General features: G+C 39.5%; 14 protein-coding genes and 1 pseudogene. 12 read left to right on the forward strand and 3 right to left on the reverse strand.

Annotated features, from left to right (window positions below; all coding sequences use genetic code 11):
• Positions 1-25: 25 nt before the first annotated feature.
• Together xsc and CJ483_RS21535 are read left to right on the forward strand one after the other, a co-directional pair.
• Positions 26-1,795 carry a sulfoacetaldehyde acetyltransferase gene (xsc, locus tag CJ483_RS21530; RefSeq protein ID WP_120037494.1) on the forward strand — a complete coding sequence of 590 codons (1,770 nt, stop codon included), beginning with the start codon at positions 26-28 and terminating at the stop codon, positions 1,793-1,795.
• 238 nt (positions 1,796-2,033) lie between these two features.
• Positions 2,034-3,455: an amino acid permease gene (locus CJ483_RS21535; RefSeq protein ID WP_481747724.1), complete on the forward strand. Its 1,422-nt coding sequence runs from the start codon at positions 2,034-2,036 to the stop codon at positions 3,453-3,455.
• Between the two features lie 93 nt (positions 3,456-3,548).
• On the opposite strand, the gene CJ483_RS21540 is transcribed toward CJ483_RS21535, so the two are convergent.
• Positions 3,549-5,294, reverse strand: a complete 1,746-nt coding sequence (locus CJ483_RS21540; protein ID WP_481747725.1) for an AAA family ATPase — start codon at positions 5,292-5,294, stop codon at positions 3,549-3,551.
• Positions 5,295-5,494: 200 nt separating this feature from the next.
• Between CJ483_RS21540 and CJ483_RS21545 the strand changes: the two genes are divergently transcribed.
• The 4 genes from CJ483_RS21545 to tlp all read left to right on the forward strand — a co-directional run bounded on the left by CJ483_RS21545 (position 5,495) and on the right by tlp (position 7,883).
• Complete coding sequence (locus CJ483_RS21545; protein WP_120037496.1) at positions 5,495-5,902, forward strand: sortase; 408 nt, start codon at positions 5,495-5,497, stop codon at positions 5,900-5,902.
• A gap of 123 nt (positions 5,903-6,025) precedes the next feature.
• The gene (locus tag CJ483_RS21550) at positions 6,026-6,775 is read left to right on the forward strand and encodes an ABC transporter ATP-binding protein (RefSeq protein WP_259455739.1); all 750 of its coding nucleotides are present in this window, start codon (positions 6,026-6,028) and stop codon (positions 6,773-6,775) included.
• 1 nt (position 6,776) lies between these two features.
• Positions 6,777-7,535, forward strand: coding sequence for an ABC transporter permease (locus CJ483_RS21555; RefSeq protein ID WP_120037498.1), 759 nt, complete (start codon positions 6,777-6,779; stop codon positions 7,533-7,535).
• A gap of 111 nt (positions 7,536-7,646) precedes the next feature.
• Positions 7,647-7,883 (forward strand): small acid-soluble spore protein Tlp, encoded by a 237-nt coding sequence (gene tlp / locus CJ483_RS21560; protein ID WP_120038209.1) that lies wholly within the window; start codon positions 7,647-7,649, stop codon positions 7,881-7,883.
• 75 nt (positions 7,884-7,958) lie between these two features.
• Here the strand turns inward: tlp and CJ483_RS21565 are convergent, their stop codons facing one another.
• Positions 7,959-9,212: an MFS transporter gene (locus CJ483_RS21565; protein WP_182917126.1), complete on the reverse strand. Its 1,254-nt coding sequence runs from the start codon at positions 9,210-9,212 to the stop codon at positions 7,959-7,961.
• Positions 9,213-9,454: 242 nt separating this feature from the next.
• Between CJ483_RS21565 and CJ483_RS21570 the strand changes: the two genes are divergently transcribed.
• From CJ483_RS21570 to CJ483_RS25210, 3 genes are all read left to right on the forward strand, one after another.
• Entirely contained in the window at positions 9,455-9,895 is a 441-nt protein-coding gene (locus CJ483_RS21570; protein WP_120037500.1) for a ferritin-like domain-containing protein, read from the forward strand.
• Between the two features lie 371 nt (positions 9,896-10,266).
• Entirely contained in the window at positions 10,267-10,950 is a 684-nt protein-coding gene (locus CJ483_RS21575) for an NAD(P)/FAD-dependent oxidoreductase (RefSeq protein WP_259455740.1), read from the forward strand.
• The gene (locus tag CJ483_RS25210) at positions 10,947-11,177 is read left to right on the forward strand and encodes an FAD-dependent oxidoreductase (RefSeq protein WP_259455741.1); all 231 of its coding nucleotides are present in this window, start codon (positions 10,947-10,949) and stop codon (positions 11,175-11,177) included. The genes CJ483_RS21575 and CJ483_RS25210 overlap by 4 nt, the downstream gene beginning before the upstream one ends.
• A gap of 299 nt (positions 11,178-11,476) precedes the next feature.
• Here CJ483_RS25210 and CJ483_RS21580 read toward each other — a convergent pair whose 3' ends face one another.
• A complete protein-coding gene (locus CJ483_RS21580) occupies positions 11,477-12,244 on the reverse strand; it encodes a YitT family protein (protein WP_259455742.1) in 768 nt (255 codons plus the stop codon).
• A gap of 608 nt (positions 12,245-12,852) precedes the next feature.
• Here CJ483_RS21580 and CJ483_RS21585 point away from each other — a divergent pair.
• The 3 genes and pseudogenes from CJ483_RS21585 to CJ483_RS21595 all read left to right on the forward strand — a co-directional run bounded on the left by CJ483_RS21585 (position 12,853) and on the right by CJ483_RS21595 (position 17,020).
• Positions 12,853-13,664 (forward strand): annotated as a pseudogene (locus tag CJ483_RS21585) (TrmB family transcriptional regulator).
• A 63-nt stretch (positions 13,665-13,727) separates the two neighbouring features.
• Positions 13,728-14,606 (forward strand): DMT family transporter, encoded by an 879-nt coding sequence (locus CJ483_RS21590; protein WP_120037502.1) that lies wholly within the window; start codon positions 13,728-13,730, stop codon positions 14,604-14,606.
• A gap of 422 nt (positions 14,607-15,028) precedes the next feature.
• Entirely contained in the window at positions 15,029-17,020 is a 1,992-nt protein-coding gene (locus CJ483_RS21595; protein ID WP_120037504.1) for an alkyl/aryl-sulfatase, read from the forward strand.
• Positions 17,021-17,082 lie beyond the last annotated feature (62 nt).

Here is a 17,082-nt window from a genome sequence, read left to right on the forward strand (position 1 = left end):
TCAAAAAAGAGAGGATGAGGAGTAAATGGTTAAAGCAGAAAAAGAATTAGAGGTTATGCAAGGAAAAAAATTAAAGATGACACCGAGTGAGGCAATTGTTGAAACATTGCTTGCTGAAGGCATCGATCAAATGTATGGGATTTTAGGGTCGGCTTTCATGGATATGCTTGATTTGCTGCCAACAGCGGGGATCAAATTTATTCCAGTACGTCATGAACAAAGTGCGGCTCATATGGCAGATGCCTTTACACGGGTGACTGGAAAAGCGGGAGTCGTCATCGGACAAAATGGGCCAGGGGTTACGAACATGGTTACTTCAGTAGCAGCTGCTAATATGGCGCATACACCAATGATCGTGATTGCTCCATCAGCTGGTACGAAAACAATCGGTTGGGATGGTTTCCAAGAGTGTGATGAAGCTTCTGTATTCGACAAAATTACAAAAGCAACAGTAAAAGTAACACATCCAAGCCGCGTGGCAGATTGTTTGCGCACAGCTTTCCGTCTTGCTTATGCAGAACGCGGCCCAGTTCTTTACCATATTCCGCGTGACTATTTCTACGGCGAAGTAGAAGACTATATTTTAAAACCATCCCAGTATCGTGTAGAGAAAAAAGGATTTGGCGATTCTGCAGCAGTCGATCGAGCAGTGGAACTATTAAAAACAGCTAAAAACCCTGTTATCATTTCCGGAAGAGGAGCTGTGGATGCAGATGCCGTTGACTTGGTAAAAGATTTGGCGGAAAAATTAAGTGCACCGGTAGCTGTTTCTTACATGCATAATGATGCCTTCCCAGCTGATCATCCGCAAGCGGTTGGACCGATTGGTTATATGGGATCAAAAGCAGCAATGCAATCTTTACAGGAAGCGGATGTGCTGTTAGCGATCGGTACAAGATTGTCTGTATTTGGAACTCTTCCATGCTATGATATTGATTATTTTCCTAAAAATGCGAAGATTATTCAAATTGATATCAACCATCGCAATATCGCAAGAACACATCCAGTCGAAGTAGGGATTCTTGGTGATGCTTATGATTCAACAGCAGAAATCTTAACGCGCTTGGAAAACAGCGGGGCTTCTTTCGAGCCAAACAAGGAGCGCCTGCAAAAAATTGCAGCAGAGAAAGAGAAGTGGGAGCAAGAGCTTGTTGATTTAGCCATGGTTCCAGGTAATCCAATGAATCCACGAAGAGCCTTGCTTGAAATTAACCGTGCGCTTCCAGATAATGCAGTCGTTGCTTCTGATATTGGCAATACATCGTCTACGTCCAATGCCTATTTAACATTCAATCAGCCGCGCAAGCATTTGGCTGCGTTAACGTTCGGTAACTGCGGATTCGCTTATCCGGCTGCTATGGGGGCTGTTCTTGCTGATCCATCTTCTCCAGCGTTTTGTATTGTTGGTGATGGCGCTTGGGGCATGAGTCTTCATGAAGTGAGCACAGCCGTAGAACAGAACCTACCTGTTATCGCTTGTGTATTTAATAATGGGGCTTGGTGCGCTGAGAAGAAAAACCAAGTGGATTTCTATAACAATCGGTTTGTCGGGGCAGACATCGAAGGCCCGAACTTTGCTGAAGTGGCGAAGAGCATGGGGGCAGAAGGCATCCGTGTGGATAATCCAGAAGATTTACAAAAAGCAATTCAAACAGCGCTAGCTTCCAAGAAGCCAACAGTTATTGATATTCTTGTAGACGGTACACAGTTGGCACCGCCATTCAGAAAAGATGCATTGCAAATGCCGACTCGTCTCCTTGAAAAGTATGCACATCTTGATCATAAAAACTGGTAAAAAACAAAAGGGGCTTTTCCGAAAAAAGCCCCTTTTTTTAAAAAAATGTTTTCTCTAGTTTAAAAAAGGTTATTTAAACTATTACCGTTGCTTGCTGTCTTTCAAAAGACAGATTCACCTAGTAAAAGGGGAAATAAACAATATGCTAAGCTGGGTTTTAGTCAAAAACTTACTAAACCTGTTTGTAAACGCTTACTAATAAGCATTCACGGAAAAATATTGAAAGTTGGTGGATAACTTGGAGCATCAACAAGAAGAATTAAAAGCGGGCCTTAAACAAAGACATTTAACCATGATATCTCTAAGTGGAGTTATTGGTGCCGGATTATTTGTGGGGAGCGGCATTATCATTGGTAAAACTGGACCAGGGGCGATTGTATCTTATGCACTGGCAGGTCTCATCGTCGTTCTAGTCATGAGAATGCTAGGAGAAATGGCTACAGTGAACCCGAGCACAGGATCGTTTGCTGTGTATGCAAGAGAAGGGATTGGAGAGTGGGCAGGTTATACGACAGGTTGGTTATACTGGTTCTTCTGGGTGATTGTTATTGCCTTAGAGGCAGTCGCTGGCGCAGCGATTATCCACGAGTGGCTTCCTTCTGTGCCGGTGTGGCTAATAAGTCTTGCTTTAATTGTTTTATTGAAACTTACTAATATTTTCTCTGTGAAATCATTTGGTGAATTTGAATATTGGTTTTCCATCATTAAGATAGTAAGCATTATTTTATTTTTAGGTTTAGGAGCAGCAGTTATTCTTGGGTTTGTGCCAAATATTAAACCGCCGGGCACATCTAACCTGTTAAATATAGGCGGTTTCATACCTAACGGAATTGAGTCGGTCATTGTTGGTATTGCCATTGTTTTTCATGCTTTCGTAGGTGTGGAAATCCCAGCTATTGCAGCGGGTGAAACGTCTGATCCAGTGAAATCTGTGAGAAAAGCATTAAATAGTGTAGTATGGCGTATCCTGATTTTCTATATTGGTTCCATTGCTGTATTGGTGACCATCTTGCCTTGGAGTTCAGCGACATTACTAAAAAGCCCTTTTGTTTCTGTTCTTGAAATGATGGGAATTCCTTATGCCGCTCTTATTATGAACATAGTGGTTTTGACAGCTTTGCTTTCCTGCTTAAATTCTGGGCTGTACACGAGCTCCCGTATGCTATATTCGCTCGCTCAAAAAGGGGATGCTCCAAAATTATTTGCAAAGATAAGTAAAAATGGAGTGCCTGTTTTTGCTGTTGTAGGAAGCACGTTATTTGCTTTCATCAGCACGATATTTAGTTATACCTCCCCAGATAAAATATTTTTCTTTTTGGTAAATTCTTCCGGAGGCGTCGGAATTCTTGTCTACCTAGTCATTGCCATTTCTCATTTGCGTCTGAGAAAAAGGGCAGAAAAAGAAAACCCTGGAGTTCTAAAAGTGAAAATGTGGCTTTTCCCATATTTAACCTATGCGACCATCTTTGCAATGATTTTTGTGCTCATTTTAATGGCAATTGTTGATTCGCAACGGCCGCAGTTTATTTTTACATCTCTATTTAGCATCATAGTTATTTCTTCTTTCTTTGTAGTAAGAAGAAGAAGGGAGAAGAACAGAGAAGAAGAAATAACTATGATATCGCCCATTCCCAATCCGGAAAAAGTAAAAGATATCTAGGACAAGCCTGTTCTACTGAAGCGGAATTTAAACAATAAAAACCTGGATCGTTTGTCGATCCAGGTTTTTATTGTTTATTTCTAGAAGGAAGACCTAAGCAAGCACCAATTCCTTATCATCAGAGGCGGGCACACCATTGACGATTTGTTCTACTTCCCAGCCTTCTAATGTTTCTTTCTTTAGTAAAGCGTCTACTAATTGATGGAATTGTTCTTCGCGTTCTGCAATCAATTGTTCTGAAATAGAGAGAGCTTTGTCAAATAACTGTTGCATTTTTGTTTCCCGTTCCATTTTAACAAAGGTTAATGTAAAGCCATCTTGCAGCACACCCATATCTACCATTTGTTCAATGATTTGTTTGGCCTGCTGAACGTCACCACTGACTCCGATGCTATGCTCACCAAGAAATTTTCGTTCTGCTGTGCCGCCTGACAGAATCATGGCGACTTGATCAAGCAGCTCACTGGCGGTGGATAGGTGCAATTCTTTTGGGATAGGAGCGACATAACCGAGCGCCTGTCCTCTTGGAATAATAGTGGCTTTTCTTACCGACCCCGGTTTGGTAGCTGCAGCAACTAAAGCATGGCCTGCTTCATGAATCGCTACCCGGCGCTTTGTTTCAGGGTCTTGCAGCGTACGTGAAGTGCTTCCAAGAATTGTACGATCTAACGCATAATCAAGATCGCTCTTTTCGATGATGCTGCGGTTGTTACGAATCGCACTTCGGCTAGCCGTCTCAAATAGTGAACTTAACTCCGCACCTGAAAACCCAGACGTACTTTCTGCTAAATCACCGAGTGAGGAGAGCACATTTTCAGCGAGTTTTTTTCCTTTAATGTGAATGTCGATAATTTCTCGTCTGCCTTTTGTGTCCGGCAATGGAACGAGGAAAGAGAAATCAATCCGTCCGGGACGAAGGAAGGCTTCATCAAGCATGTCTTTTCTGTTGGTAGCAGCTATAAACAGGATATCATCATTGGAATGGCCGCCATCGAGTTGAACAAGAAGTTCGGTTAGCGTCTTTTCAGATTCCTCTCCGCCATGAGCCTTGCGGCGGCCGGCTAGAGCATCCACTTCATCGATGAAAATCACGGCTGGTTTTTGTTTTCTTGCTTGTTCGAATAAACTGCGGACACGAGAAGCTCCAACCCCAACAAATAACTCGGTAAAAGCCGATCCGCTTGCTGAAAAGAAGTTGGCATTCAGTTCTTTTGCAATCGCTTGAGCGAGCAATGTTTTACCAGTTCCAGGAGGCCCGTATAACAAGATGCCTCTTGGAGCTTTGACGCCAATTTCAGCGGAACGCTCAGGATTTTTTAGGATAGACAAGGTTTGCTTAATCTCCGCTTTCATTTCTGCTGATAGTCCACCTACATCATTTAACGTGATGGAAGGAAGGGGGATCGCTTTCGATAAACTGTTTTTCATCGCTTTTGTTGAAGAAGTGGTACCGCTTCGTCCCTTTTTATAAAGAACAGCAGCAGCAGCGACGATTACTAATAGCACACCCCCGATTATTAAATTGTCATAGGGCCCTTTATTTGAGTAAGAATAACGAATATTATAGGTTTCAACCAATCGGTCTACCGAAGTGCTTCCGGGAGAAGTATAGGAGACGTATTGGTGATCTTTAGTAGTGAGATAAAGAGCGCCGTCAGGCTTTTCTTGTAAAGAAACAGGAGCTCCTTTTTGTTCCTGTATAATCTTTTCCATTGACGAGAAGGAAATAGTGACTGCCTTATCAACGTCTTTCAATGACCAGGAAATCGCTGCTACAGCGATGGCGATTAAGGCGAACAGCGGAAAAAGCTTTTTCATTAAACTGGACTTAGCTTCCACTCAATTCAACTCCCTAAATAATATATATATCTATTATAAGTATTTGAAATTATATATAAATAGGTAAAAAGTAATATATATTTTGTCAAATTAAAGAAATATGACTATGATGCTTGCTTGGTAAATGGCTAGAAGTGGGTAAAAAGATTTAAATCATCTATAGATGATTTATAAGGAATTGTATAAATAGTAGCAATCATATGTCTATATTTTTGCCTGGAATTTATCAAAAAGCTACACCAGTATATGGTGCCTCATTCTCTCTTGTAGAGAGAACAGGTAAGAATGTGTATGTTTTAATAAATAATGTTTATCGTTTAGATGAACCCGGAAAGCAAGATGGAAGCTTTGCTATTGCAGGGCACCGCTCCGCTGTGTTTGGCAAGTTTTTTAACAGACTAGAGGAACTGAAGAGCGGCAGCTTAGTCAAACTGGAGACAGAAGATCGACAAATGATGTTTAAAGTATTTGATAAGAAAATTGTTGCACCTGAAGAGGTAAACGTACTGCAGGCGCAAAGGGGAAAGTCGCTGCTGTCACTGGTAACTTGTCATCCGCAACATTCATCAAAGTATCGTCTGGTCATACAAGCAAAACGGATTCAATGAGAGGCTGTCTCAAAAATTGCGTATCGCAATTTTTGGACAGCCTTTTTGAGACTAAGGCTATATAATGGAAAAGAACTTATATAATATAAGGATCACTGAGGAGGGAATGGAACAAGGAATAATATGGTTCAATTAAAGACGATGATTCAATTCAAACAGGCTGGAAAGTTTCAGGTAAATGGCAAAGAAAAACGCATGGTACTAAAGAATGTGACAGCAGAGGTACCCGAAGGAGCGATTATTACGCTGGTGGGGCCTTCTGGTTCAGGGAAAAGCACGCTTCTGTCTCTTTGCAATCTGTTGCTGACTCCGGATGAGGGGGAAGTATGGATACAGGGAAGAGAAGTAAGAAACTGGGATGTGAATAAGCTGCGACAACAGGCAGCGCTGGCTTTTCAGACAGCCCCGATGATCCCAGGAACAGTGCATGACAATTTGCTACTGGCAGCGCGAATTCATGGTACTGCGCTCTCCTCTCCTGAAGAATTGCTTCGTTATGTAGGTCTTTCAAAAGATTTACTGCAAAGAAGCGCAGAGGAAATTTCAGGAGGCCAGAAACAAAGAGTGGCACTTGCAAGAACGCTTGTAAATGAATCTTCTATATTAATGCTCGATGAAATTACTTCGGCTTTAGACCCTTCAGCAGCCAGAGAGATAGAAGAATTAATAATGAAAATACATAAAGATGAGCACAAAACGATCTTATGGGTGACTCATGATCTAGAGCAGGCACGAAGAATTGGACACTACACGTGGCTGCTTGTAGAGGGGCAGCTGATTGAAAAGGCAGATACAGAGTCATTTTTCCATCAGCCAAAAGAAGAGTTAACACGCCGATTTTTACGGGGCGAACTAAGTGGAGGCAGAGCATAACATGAGTTTGTTTACACTATCTTTAGCCGTTATATTTGTTGGGGTGGCTGTCCTACTGTCAAGCGGATTAAAGCTTGGATTAGAGAAGGACATCATTATTGCAGCTGCCCGCTCTGCTATTCAGTTAATGGCCATCGGTTACGTTCTAACCTTTATCTTTTCTGCAGATAACCCTGTTTTTATGCTTATTATGATTGTTTTAATGATTGCCGTTGCTACTCTCAATATTGTCAAACGAAAGGCCGAGATTCCGGGGATCAGCTGGCGAATAGTTATGACTTTGTTTGTTATTGAGGCAGTGTCCATGCTGTTTTTAATTGGGTTGAAGATTATTCCGCCAGCCCCAAGGTACGTTATCCCATTTAGCGGGATGATCATCGGGAGTTCGATGATCATAGCGAGCTTATTACTGAACAGGATGAAAGCCGAAATTATTTCAAGAAAAGCGGAAATAAATGTTATTCTTTCGCTCGGAGGCACACCTAAACAAGCGGTACAGATGATTTTAAAAGATGCGGTCCGTGCCAGCATGATTCCCAGCATTGACAGCGCAAAAACCATTGGGCTTGTACAGTTGCCAGGGATGATGACAGGACAAATTATTGCGGGTGCTGATCCGGTTCAGGCCGTTCGTTTTCAGCTAATTATTGTCTTTTCTTCTTTAGCAACAGCAGCTTTAACCAGCATAATTTTGGCAAGACTTGTTTATCCGGCTTTGTTTAATCAATATCAACAGTTATCTTTTAAAGAATCATCATAAAAATAAATGTCATGATGTGTGCAATTCAAACAGCCCACAAATTACCACATTAAAGATCCTCTAAATAGGAGAAGCTACTGTATGTACAATCACCAAAAGGAGGATTATGGGATGAACAACAGACCAAAACCAGATGACAGATCAAACAATGTGGAAAGATTGCAGGAGATGGTAGAAAATACAATCGGAAACATGGAAAGAGCAGAAGAAACAATGATGAATGCTGAAGCGGAACAGCGTGAAGCGATTGAAGAGAAGAACGCACGCCGAAGAGAAAGTATTGCGGGAATGCGGGCGGAAATTAAAGATGAAGCAAGCGACCGTGAAAACGGACAGATCAATGGTTAATAAAAAGGACGCAGATTTGCGTCCTTTTTATTAACGTTCAACTTTACATAATATATTTATAATTAACTATGGCGTTTAGAAATTTTCTTTGGTATTCCTCAATGTCTCATTCATCCTCATAGCTGTGATCATACCTGCTGCTAAAGGCAAGCATGCCACTAAACCAATCGCCCAGCTTACATTTAGCCTATCAGAAATGATACCGGCCATCAGTGCGCCAAAGACATAACCGCTGTCACGCCAGAAACGATAAATACCTGTAGAGGTAGCTCTCCAGCTTGAAGGGACAATGTCGCTGATGGATGCTATCAAAGTTGGATAGACCATAGCTGTTCCAATTCCTAACAAGGCTGCTCCTATAATCCATAAGGAATAGGTATCGATGAAGAGGAGTGACCAAAGAGAAAAAGCCTGCAGCCACATGCCGACGGTAATTAACCATTTACGGCCAATCCGATCACTCAAGGCCCCTGTAAAAAGCTGAAAAACTCCCCATGCTGCGGGATAAATAGCCGTAATTAATCCAATCTGTCCGATGCTCAATCCCCTTGAAGAAAAAAATAACGGAAATAATCCCCAGGCCATACCATCTTTTAAATTGGTTGCCAATCCAGCAAAACTGGCACTTGATAAATTCTTATCTTTCCAAGTTGTTTTCCAAAACACAGTTTTTAAATTATTTGTTTGTACATCGTCTATCTTTAAATTTTTAATATGTTTTTCTGTGTCAGTTGTCACTAATGAAAGCAAAAAGCCAAAAACGGCAATACCGATGCCAATGTAAAATGGTTCGGGGCGCAAAGAATAGTTGGATGCCGTGTATCCTGAAATCATAGCAAACAAGGCCACCCCAATGTAACCGGCAAATTCATTTAATCCGATGGCTAAGCCACGCTGTGTCTTTTTTGACAAATCAATCTTCATATTTACGGTCATGGACCATGTGAGTCCTTGATTAATTCCTAACAGGATGTTAGCAAATACAATCATCCACCAAAATTGAGCAAAAATAATGATTAATGGAACGAATAATCCAATAAACCAGCCTATTAACAGCACTTGTCTTCTTCCGATCCGGTCTGCTAAATTTCCGGCAAAGAAGTTAACAATCGCTTTCGAAAATCCAAAGCTGATAATAAAAGACAGGGCGGCACTGGCTGAAGCAATGCCAAATTGCTCTTCCCCTATGAGAGGAAGAATGGTTCTTTCAAGGCCGACCATGGAGCCTACAAATAAATTAATAACGATTAATAATGAAAATGGCAGAAGGTTTTCCTTTATGCCAATCGTATTCAAATTACTCACCTCTTGGAAAGGATATTTTTTCATAAGGACACTTTTTTGAAAGACTGTTTTCTATGGTTATAAATGCTTAGCAATAGAGATTATTTATTACAAACTATTGAGCTGGTTAAAACCATTATACCCATATGGGTATGAAAGTGTAAATGGGGTTTTAAATTCAAACAAGAGGTTTTCATATTTATAGAAGAAACGAGCGGAACGTTAAATGTTGCACCTCTCTGTTTTGTTTTCCGTAAGATAAAGTGAAGGGGATAGGGGGGAAGCATATGCATAATGCGTATCATTACTCTGTTGTAAGCAGGCAAACTAATCAGTTGATTGCCAATGTTGAAAAGGCGATCAATGGAGAATATACGGCCATTCAATGCTATGCAAAGCTGGCGGAAATGGCTCCAAGTAAGGGAGTAAAAAAACAAATTCTTGAAATTCGTCGAGATGAAAAAAGGCATTTCCAGCAATTCATGCAAATGTATATTCAATTAACCGGGCGTCAACCACAACCGCAGCTTTTAGAACGCTGCCCTAACAAATATATTAAAGGTCTGGAATTCGCTTTAAAAGATGAACAAGAAACAGTGGATTTTTATTTAGACATTGCGGACGAAGCACCTAGCCAATATATCAAGGAAACGTTTCGCAGAGCAGCAGCAGATGAACAAAACCACGCTGTTTGGTTCCTTTATTACTTTGTCAAAGGGAGAGATTGAGAGGAAAAATTGAGCACAAGAATACTTGCTTTCAACAGGTATTTTTATTCTTTGCCGCGTGGTTTTTAAAGACAAAAGAGTTTCCGCGATTACAGAACAATCAATAATATTGGCAAAAATATTTATGTGAAAAATTCAAATAATATTTCAAAATACTTCTATTAAAAACCATGTAAATAGGAAACGCTAGTGCTTGTATTCACTGTGAAAATAAAAAACAAATTGAAAACACTCGTAAAATTCATCAAAAGAATGCCGTTTTATCATTTCTTTCGCCTTCTATGGGAGGAGAAAATTTGCATGTTTCTTCTTTTTATGAAAGGGAAATGAATGATGTCAAGAAATAACAGTGGAATCAGCAGGAGGGAATTATGATTAGTGGAGTGATAGATGTAGCCATTTTAGGCGGAGGCCCAGGCGGGTTAAGCGCAGCTCTCGTATTAGGAAGATCCTTAAAGAAAGTAATAGTAATCGATGAGGGAAAGCCGAGAAACCAGGTAACCGTTAAAGCACATGGATTCTTAACGAGAGACGGAGTAAGTCCCTCTGAAATTAGAGAAGCAGCTCATGAACAAATGAAGGCGTATCCTAATGTCCAGATATGGAAAGACGTTGTTGAAAGTATTAATAAAAACAATGGAGTTTTTGTCATAAAAACAAAAAAGGGGAACACCGTATTGAGCAGAAAGGTGATCGCTGCTATGGGGATGAAAGATCATTTGCCAGATATTCCAGGAATAAAGGAAGTGTACGGGAAAACATTATTTCATTGCCCTTATTGTGACGGGTGGGAACGGAAGAATGAATCGCTCGCTGTAATCGGCAATGGGAAAGCATTGATGCCTTTTATAAAAATTATTTATAACTGGAGCAAAGATCTAATTGTATTTACAAATGGAGAGGCCAATATCAGTGATGAAGAAAAGCAGCAGCTTGTGCAGCACCACATCCAATTAAAAGAGTCTCCGATCCGAGCAATCACATCGAGCAATGGAAAAATGGAACGGGTCATTTTGGAAAATGGAGAGTCGATCCCAAGAAAAGGGGATTCATGACAACGACTGGGGAAAAGCAAGCTTCTATGATTCCTGCCACGCTAGGTGTTCCGCTAAATGAAAAGGGAGAATATGAAACTGATGAACACGGGCAGACAAATGTCAAAGGGCTATTCGTTATCGGTGATGCCAAAAACACATTTACGAGTCTGATTGGCGCTGCTAGTCAGGGATATGAAGCGGGTGTCATCATCAATAACGAGTTTGCAGAAGAAGAATGGGACTAAAATAAATTTTTCCCATCATTCCTTTCAGACAAACAGCACACATAAGTAAGAGCGTGTGCATCCTTCTCCCTCTTTTAGCTGAACGGTTGTGTAATTAACCGGACATAAAAGAAGAAAAAGGCTTATATTGCAAATTTTAAAGAGAAGTGTATTAAAGCTAATACAATCATGTTAATACCAAACAGTTATTTAAAAAATGATCTCCTGATTGCATGGTTTTTTAAATAGCTGTTTAATATTAATATGACTTCACTTCAAATTTTAATTTCTTGCAGCCCGTACCTGTGATCATATGTGGATTAAAACCTTTCAATGATTACATCCATCATTTTAGATGCAATGTAATAGGCTATTAATGAATATAACGCTCTATCCCAGCTGAAGATAAAACCTGCACTGCAAAAAATGAAGAAATTTATAAACATAATGATCTTGCCAATAGAAAAAGAGATTCTTTGGTTAAGCAAAATCCCCAAAATTTCTGTCCCATCAAGAGATCCACCGTACCGGATTACTACTCCAACACCAATCCCTAGGAAGGTTCCTCCCAGAACCGATGCTAACAATAGATTTTCAGTTGGAACAGGTACATTGTAAAGAAAAAACGTTCCGAACGATAATATACCTATCCCTAATAAGGTTGTTAGTACAAATTTTTTGCCGATTTTTTTATAGCCTAGATATAGAAAAGGAAGGTTTAAAATCAATAGAAGCAATTCTAATTTCAAATCTGTTAAATAGGATATAATGATTGAAATACCGACGATCCCACCATCAATAATATGATTCGGCACTAAAAAAATCTTTAATCCGAGAGATACAAAAAAAGCACCTAACGCAACAAACAAGGCATGCATCATTCGCTCGGCTTTTGGTAACTTGCTTCGTTCCAACTGACCATCTTCCAGCGGCACATACTTTATCAGTATAAGTGCCGGTAATAAAAATCCAACGCTCCCCTCAAAAAAAGCGACCAATCTAGACCAGCCAATTGGAACGATGCCTCCATAGACACCGTAGAATAAGGTCGTTGCACTTAATTGCAGGGAGTTCAATAATTTTTCCAAGAGTAGTTTCTTATGATCGTTGAATGGAAAGGGGGCGATTAATGATCCTAAACCCAAGAGATCTAAGAGGAAGTAGATAAAACTAAATGTCACTAAGACATTTATATAAAGAAATAAAAAAATGATTAATATATAAATTTTTCCTTCTCTTTGTGTATGTGAGAACATCTAGTCGCTTTCCCCTCTCATTTGATAGACAAGTCATTGTAAATTCTATGATAGAATTTTTATTCCTAATACTAGGATTGATGAGAAGAAATTCTCTGAAATTGGAGAGAAGCCTTAATGTGTTCTTCTAACCTGTTCTCCAATGGCTTATGATGTTTAATAAAGTCTGTATGGATTTTTTACTAAATGAAATAATTTATCTTTTTTAATAAAAGAATCAAGCAATTATATAGGACTAAAGCGTATTTTGAGCCAGCTTTTTTCAACATACGCTTTTTTTCTTGCGTTCTTTTATCCATATTCATAATAGTTTCTTCATCAAACCTTATTAGAAAGTACAACCGTTTTGGATAAAGAATCAATTAACTATCTGAAACTATAGACTTTTCTGTATAAAGAATTTATAGTAGTTTTAAGACTAACTACTAACGGGAGGGTTTATGGAAGAAAAAGCGATTGTTGAATTGCAAAAGCTCGGATTTTCAAAATATGAGTGTAAGGCCTATATAGGCTTATTGAAATCACCTGCGATAACTGGCTATGAATTAAGTAAGCGTTCGGGCGTTCCGCGGTCAATGATTTATGAGGTGTTGGGGAAATTACTTGATAAAGGAGCTGTTCAAACAGTTCCTTCGGATCCCGTTGTCTATCAACCTGTTGATCCGAAACGGTTGCTTTCTCGTCTGAAAGAAGAGATGAATACATCGTTTGAATGGTTAGAGTCTTCTCTTGCAGTGTTAGAGAGTGACCAAAAGATGGATGTGGTCACTAGAATTGTCCAATACGAGCATATCGTTCAAGAAATGCTTTCGATGATTCAATCAGCGAAAAAGAGATCTGGCTGTCCATCTGGGCTCCACTTGTGAAAGAGATTGAAAAGGCTGTTCGGGAGAAAGAAGGAACGATACCGATTTTTACGGTTTTGTTTGGGGCGGAAAATAAGACATTAGGACACACGTATCACCATAACTATATGGCTCCAGGCATTGTCAGTAAACGCATGAATGGCTATTTAACTATTCTCATTCGAGATGAAGAGGAAGCTCTCATTGCTAAGTTTAGCGACAAAGGTTCAGAGTGGGCGGTGAAGTCGACAGATCCTGCTCTTGTTCTTGTAGCTACCGAATATATTCGGCATGACATTATGGTGGAAGAAGTCACAAATGCGTTCGGCCCTGAAAAGCTAGAAGCGCTGTGGAAATCGCGAGAGGATTTGATTCATGTAATGACAGGAAAAAACAGCTTAACATAAAGCTGTTTTTTTATCACAAAAATAATAGTCGTTATGCTTATAACGACTTAAGGGACGGATTAGATGTATGCAAAATTAAAGTTTGCCAGCTCTATGGCTATATTTGGTTCAATTGGTCTATTTTCAGAAAAAACTGGTCTGCACTCGATAGAGTTAGTTTTTGTGCGTTGTCTTTGTGCAAGCATTCTTTTAGGAGCAATATGGGTTTTTAGCAAACGAAAAACAAAACAACAAAAGCAAGAGCCTATCCCTCGTCGAGAGTATCTACTTGCCTTATTATGCGGGCTATTTCTTATCATAAATTGGGTCTTTTTCTTTCGTTCTTTAGAATTGATGCCTATTACTGTAGCAGTGTCCATTTATCATTTAGCACCGGTTATTGTGCTCCTTTTAGGCTCTGTTATTTTTAAAGAAAAAATAACTAAAATAGGATTGCTCTTTTTCTTTGTTTGCTTTTTTGGCACATTATTAGTTGGAGGAATCCATCAACATACTACTCTTGATGGTTTCTTCGCTACCGGTATTTTATGGGCATTTGCAGCGGCTTTTTTCTACGCCCTTACTTCCATTACGGGAAAGGGAATTCAAGTACTTAGTCCAGTGTCAACAACGGTTATTCAAACAAGTTTAGGTGTTTTATTGTTGATGCCGTTAGTAGATTGGACAAGTTTTATACCTCTTACCTTCATAAACTGGTGTTATATCCTTGTGACAGGATTTATTCATACTGGATTTGTGTTTTACTTATTTTTCAGTAGTTTGCGTGAATTAAAGGCTCAAACCATCGCTCTTTTAGTCTTTGTAGATCCGGTTGTTGCCATCTTGCTTGATGTAACCCTTTTACACTATCGTCCGGATGCTTACCAGCTGCTTGGAATCATTCTGGTATTTGTGGGAATCAGTTATTCTCCTAAAAAAGAAGAAGGGTTAGAAAAAGCATAAATGTGTTCGCTCAAACTATTAATCCAGCGCTTGTGGTGGAGTGAGTTGAAGTGATAAAGGCAAGGAAGAGATAGGCAAAATGAAGAGGAACGCGATCATCATAATTCATGCGTTCAGAGCAAAAACTTTGATGAAAGCCTTAAGGGGGACAAACCTTAAGGCTGAATTTGTTGAGAGTGTTATTTTGGGCGACACCTTAAGCGGAGATGCAATCAGCTATTCACTTCATTAATAAGCATGAGTTCTGACAGATATATTTAGCTCATGTATCAGTAAAACTGAAGTCACCATTAAAAATAGTAATTTTACTTAAGGGTAATTCAATTATAAAATTAGTTAAAATTATTAGAATAGTCTAAAAACAACTTTGCGTTTAAAAGAACAAAGAGGTGCTTGTTGATTAAACAAGAAAGGGGAATAAAATGCTTGGAAAATCTTTTGTCAAGGGGATTGTTTCCGTTCCAATTGTTTTGGTTTTATTAGCCGGATCTTCCGTTATAAAGGCTGCATCTGATCAGCCGCTGCCGGCAACTCATTCAACTATTTTAGCAAATAAGGGCGTTTATAAACAGTTGGATTTTGCGGATAAGGAAGATTTTAAGAATGCACATAAAGGATTTATTGCACCTTTAAATAAGAATCCTATTAAAAACTCAAAAGGTAACGTAGTATGGGACAGCAATCAATATTCATTTATTAAAGAGAACCAGCCAGCGAGCTCTACCGTAAATCCGAGCTTGTGGAGACAGGCTCAATTACAAAATATTTCAGGCTTATTTAAAGTAGTGGATGGCGTTTATCAAGTTCGGGGACAGGATTTATCGGTGCTTACCATTGTGGAAGGAAAAACCGGATTAATCGTTTTGGATGCGCTTTCTACAATTGAAACAGCTAAGGCAGCCATGGAACTGTATTTCGAGCATCGCCCCAAGAAAACAGTAAGTGCCATTGTTATCAGTCATAGTCATGCGGATCACTTTGGCGGTATAAAAGGCATTGCCCAATACGCGGAAAATCCAGCAAAAGTGCCTATTATTGTCCCAGCAAAATTTAACGAAGAAGCGCTGAGTGAAAATGTTCTCTTAGGTAATATCATGTCTCGGCGTGCAGGTTATATGTTTGGCAACCTTTTGTCTGCTGGTGAAAAAGGGTTCGTTACTTCCGGTATTGGCCCGGGGCTAAGTAACGGAACTTTTAGTTATTTGCCTCCAACAATGGAAGTAAAGAAAGATATTCAAACGGTAGAGATAGACGGAATAACGTTTGAATTTCTGTTGACTCTGGACTCAGAAGCTCCATCCGAAATGCATTATTATATTCATGACTATAAAACGCTGGTGATAGCCGAAAACACAGGACATACATTACACAATATTTACACATTAAGAGGGGCTAAAACGAGAGATGCCTTAAAATGGGTAGAAGCATTGGACAAAACAGTGGACCTATACGGAAGTAAAGATATAGAGGCTATGGTTACCGCTCACTCTTGGCCTGTATGGAATAAAGAGCGCATTTTAGAACAGTTGAAAAGCCAACGTGATTTATACAAGTATATTCATGACCAAACTATCCGATTGGCTAATTTGGGCTTTACGCCGGATGAAATTGCCGAAAAGCTAAAGCTTCCTGAAAAGTTAGACAAAGCCTGGGCTAATCGAGGTTATTATGGAACGATGAAACATAATGTTAAGGCCGTATATAACTATTATTTAGGATATTTCAACGGTAATCCGTCCGACTTAGACCCCTTATCTCAAGAGGAATCGGGGGAGAAATATGTGCAATATATGGGCGGGGAAAAGAAGGTTCTTAAGCAGGCAAAACTTGACTATAAAAAAGGAGAATACCGCTGGGTAGCTCAAGTCTTAAAGCATGTAGTCATGGCGAATCCCAATAATATAGAGGCAAAAAATTTATTGGCTAAAGCTTATGAGCAGCTAGGATATATGGCTGAATCCTCTGTTTGGCGTAATTTCTATCTTACCGGCGCCGAGGAGTTAAGGAATGGTGTAGCAGACTCGAAGGGAACGGGTGGAATGATGAATCTGGATACACTGCTCAATATGCCAGTGGATGATTTTCTTAAATTTTTGTCTATTAAATTAAATGGAACAAAAGCAGAAAATAAAAATATGACGTTTAACATTACATTTACAGATTCACAAGTTAACTATGTAATGAATCTAGAAAACTCCGTGTTAAATTTCAAAAAGGAGAAAACAGCATCCAAACCTGATACAACATTAGTGTTAGATAGAGTAACCTTCTACATGATTGCTTTAGGGAGAGAGAATTTGTCTGAAATGGAAAAAGCGGAGAAGGTTTCTGTTTCTGGCAGTAAGGAACGCTTCGAAAATTTCTTGTCTTTACTCGATCAATTTCACCCTAAAGTTAATATCGTTACCCCATGATGGCGGCTGCTTTAGATTATTTATAAAAAATAGCTTACATTCGGTAAAAAGGATGGATGACC

The sequence above is a fragment of the Bacillus sp. PK3_68 genome (assembly GCF_003600835.1).
In the GTDB taxonomy this organism is placed as follows: Bacteria; Bacillota; Bacilli; order Bacillales; family Domibacillaceae; genus Pseudobacillus.

Bases quoted from the DNA above. Each gene is read 5' to 3' on its own strand.
- xsc (WP_120037494.1), top strand. From the start codon at position 26: ATGGTTAAAGCAGAAAAAGAATTAGAGGTTATGCAAGGAAAAAAATTA.
- CJ483_RS21545 (WP_120037496.1), top strand. From the start codon at position 5,495: ATGTCTATATTTTTGCCTGGAATTTATCAAAAAGCTACACCAGTATAT.
- CJ483_RS21550 (WP_259455739.1), top strand. From the start codon at position 6,026: ATGGTTCAATTAAAGACGATGATTCAATTCAAACAGGCTGGAAAGTTT.
- CJ483_RS21555 (WP_120037498.1), top strand. From the start codon at position 6,777: ATGAGTTTGTTTACACTATCTTTAGCCGTTATATTTGTTGGGGTGGCT.
- tlp (WP_120038209.1), top strand. From the start codon at position 7,647: ATGAACAACAGACCAAAACCAGATGACAGATCAAACAATGTGGAAAGA.
- CJ483_RS21565 (WP_182917126.1), bottom strand. From the start codon at position 9,212: ATGAAAAAATATCCTTTCCAAGAGGTGAGTAATTTGAATACGATTGGC.
- CJ483_RS21570 (WP_120037500.1), top strand. From the start codon at position 9,455: ATGCATAATGCGTATCATTACTCTGTTGTAAGCAGGCAAACTAATCAG.
- CJ483_RS21575 (WP_259455740.1), top strand. From the start codon at position 10,267: ATGATTAGTGGAGTGATAGATGTAGCCATTTTAGGCGGAGGCCCAGGC.
- CJ483_RS25210 (WP_259455741.1), top strand. From the start codon at position 10,947: ATGACAACGACTGGGGAAAAGCAAGCTTCTATGATTCCTGCCACGCTA.
- CJ483_RS21590 (WP_120037502.1), top strand. From the start codon at position 13,728: ATGTATGCAAAATTAAAGTTTGCCAGCTCTATGGCTATATTTGGTTCA.
- CJ483_RS21595 (WP_120037504.1), top strand. From the start codon at position 15,029: ATGCTTGGAAAATCTTTTGTCAAGGGGATTGTTTCCGTTCCAATTGTT.